The sequence below is a fragment of the Isoptericola sp. NPDC057391 genome (assembly GCF_042668085.1).
Taxonomy (GTDB): Bacteria; Actinomycetota; Actinomycetes; order Actinomycetales; family Cellulomonadaceae; genus Isoptericola.
In genome coordinates this window covers 1-2392 of record NZ_JBHVBO010000284.1, presented here as the reverse complement: position 1 = coordinate 2392, position 2392 = coordinate 1, and the positions used below count along the sequence as shown (strand labels likewise).

The window sequence follows — 2392 nt, the reverse complement described above, 5'->3', positions numbered from 1 at the left end:
GGCGCCCGGGGGGGGGGGGGCGGGGTGGCCACTGGGCCCCCCCCGGGGCCCCCCCCCCGGGGCGGGCCCCCCCCGGGGCGCGGGGGGGGGGGGCCCCCCCCCCCCCCCCCCCCCGGGCCGGGGCTCAGCCCGCTGTGAGGAGCCCCACGGCCAGCGTCACGATGCCGAGCGCGAGGACGACCCCGCCCACGGGCAGGAGCAGGACCGCCCGGTTCGGCGACGTGCGCCCCGCGCCCACGGCGGAGAGGAAGAACCCGGCGGGAAGCAGGATCGCGGCCACCAGCACCCCGGTCGCGGCGAGCCAGCGCCAGCCGCCCGCGAGGTCCGTCGCCTCGGTGAGCAGGACGCACAGCAGGCCGAGGATGACGAGCACGCCGGCGTGCGCGTGTCCCGCCCGGAAGAAGGACGTCTGGAACGGCGTCGCGGGCGCCTTCCCGGTGACCACCTTGACGAGGAACCAGCCGCCGGACTCGATACCGACGACGGTCAGGAGGACGACCCCCGCGGTGATGCGGGCGGCGTCGGTGAGCTCGAGCACGGGGACCTCCGGGGGTGCGGGTGGCGACGACGTTTACAAACACTGTTATAGAACACCGTTCGCATTGGTGCGTCAAGGGGTCTACGCTCACCGCATGGCCCGCCCCCGCCTGCACGACGACGCCCTGCGCACCCGCCTGCTGGAGGTCACCTCCGAGGCCCTGTCCACGGGGGGCGAGCACGCCGTGACGGTCCGGGCCGTCGCGGCCGCCGCGGGGACGAGCGCGTCGGCGGTGTACGCCCTCTTCGGCTCGCGCGAGGAGCTGCTCGCCGCCGTCAGCGCCGAGGGGTTCCGCCGCTTCGGGGACCACCTGGCCGCCGTCCCGCGCACCGACGACGCGGCCGCCGACCTGCGCGCCCTCGGCATGGCGTACCGTCGCAGCGCGCTGGACGACCCGCACTTCTACCGCACGATGTTCGAGCGCGCCGTGCGGCCCGGGGCGGACGCCCCCGCCCCCGTCGACCAGCCGACCTTCCGCGTGCTGCGGGACGCCACCGCCCGCGTGCTGGGCGCTCCCCCGCGCGAGGCCGAGTCCGTGGCCGTCGGGCTCTGGGGCCTCGTGCACGGCCTGGTGTCCCTCGAGCTCGCGGGGCTGCTGCCCGGCGACGAGGCCGCCCGGGCGGCGCGCTACGACGCCGCCGCGGGCGCCGTCGGCATCGCCCTGCTCGCGCGCTGAGGGATGCGCCCGGGCGCGCCGCTCAGCCCGCTCGGCGCCACTCCTCGACGTCGGCGACGTGACGCGCGGCCACCTCGGGCGGCAGGAAGGACCCGCGGAACGACGCCGCCGCGAGGTCGGCCCGCTGGTCGCGGGTCAGGTGGAACTGCGCGGTCACGGCGTCGTCGACCTCGTCGACGTAGCCGCCGAAGTACGACGGGTCGTCGGAGTTCACCGAGACGTTCAGGCCCGCCTCGAGCATCGCCGGCAGCGGGTGCTCCGCGAGGGACGGCACCGCCCGCAGCCGCACGTTGGAGACGGGGCACACGGTGAGCGGGACCTGGTCGCGCACCAGCCGCGCCACGACGTCCGGGTCCTCGAGCGCGCGGATGCCGTGGTCCACCCGCTCCGCACCGAGCAGGTCCAGGACCTCGGTGACGTGCCAGGCCGGGCCCTCCTCGGCGGCGTGCGCCGTGCGCCGCAGCCCGTGGGCGGCGGCCTTGGCGAACGCGGGCGCGAACGGGGCCGCCGAGAAGCCCACCTCGGTGGACGCGAGCCCCACGGCGGCGACGGGCGCGCCGAGGGCCAGGAGGTCGTCGAGCAGCGCCTCCGCCTCAGACCCGGGCCTGTGCCGCAGGAAGGCCGCGACGAGCAGGCCGGAGACGCCGAGCTCCGCCTCGCCGTCCGCGAGCCCCTGCGTCACGCCCGCCACCACCTCCGCGAGGGGCACGCCCCGCGCCACGTGGGTCTGCAGGTCCACCATGAGCTCCGCGTGCCGCACCCCGCCCGCCGCGGCCCGCCGCAGGTACGCGAGAGTCAGGTCCGCGAAGTCCTCGGCCGTGCGGAGCACCTGCGACGTCGCGTGGTACAGGTCCAGGAAGGACTGCAGGTCCGTGAAGGCGTATGCGGCGCGCAGCGCCGCCGGGTCCGCGAACGGCAGGTCCACCCGGTTCCGCTCCGCCAGGGCGAACGCCAGGTCGGGCTCGAGGGTCCCCTCCAGGTGCAGGTGAAGCTCGGCACGGGGCGGGCGCAGGGTGGACGACGGGGTCGTCGAGGTGGGGACCATGCGAGGCAGCGTACGGGGTGCTGCTGCCCGGTCGTCGGGGGGCAACGACACGACACAGCGACACGACACAGCGACACGACACAGCGACACGACACGGCGACGCGACACAGCGGCGGGGCCGCGCCCAGCGTGC

The 2392-nt window shown here is 76.9% G+C and carries 3 protein-coding genes; 1 reads left to right on the top strand and 2 read right to left on the bottom strand.

The window, feature by feature from the left end; genetic code table 11:
- Positions 1-124: 124 nt before the first annotated feature.
- Positions 125-538: a hypothetical protein gene (locus ACFUVW_RS20245; RefSeq protein WP_430573092.1), complete on the bottom strand. Its 414-nt coding sequence runs from the start codon at positions 536-538 to the stop codon at positions 125-127.
- A gap of 94 nt (positions 539-632) precedes the next feature.
- On the opposite strand from ACFUVW_RS20245, the gene ACFUVW_RS20240 reads away from it, so the two are divergent.
- The gene (locus tag ACFUVW_RS20240) at positions 633-1214 is read left to right on the top strand and encodes a TetR-like C-terminal domain-containing protein (protein ID WP_430573091.1); all 582 of its coding nucleotides are present in this window, start codon (positions 633-635) and stop codon (positions 1212-1214) included.
- 22 nt (positions 1215-1236) lie between these two features.
- On the opposite strand, the gene add is transcribed toward ACFUVW_RS20240, so the two are convergent.
- Entirely contained in the window at positions 1237-2259 is a 1023-nt protein-coding gene (gene add, locus ACFUVW_RS20235; protein ID WP_430573090.1) for an adenosine deaminase, read from the bottom strand.
- Between the last annotated feature and the right edge of the window lie 133 nt (positions 2260-2392).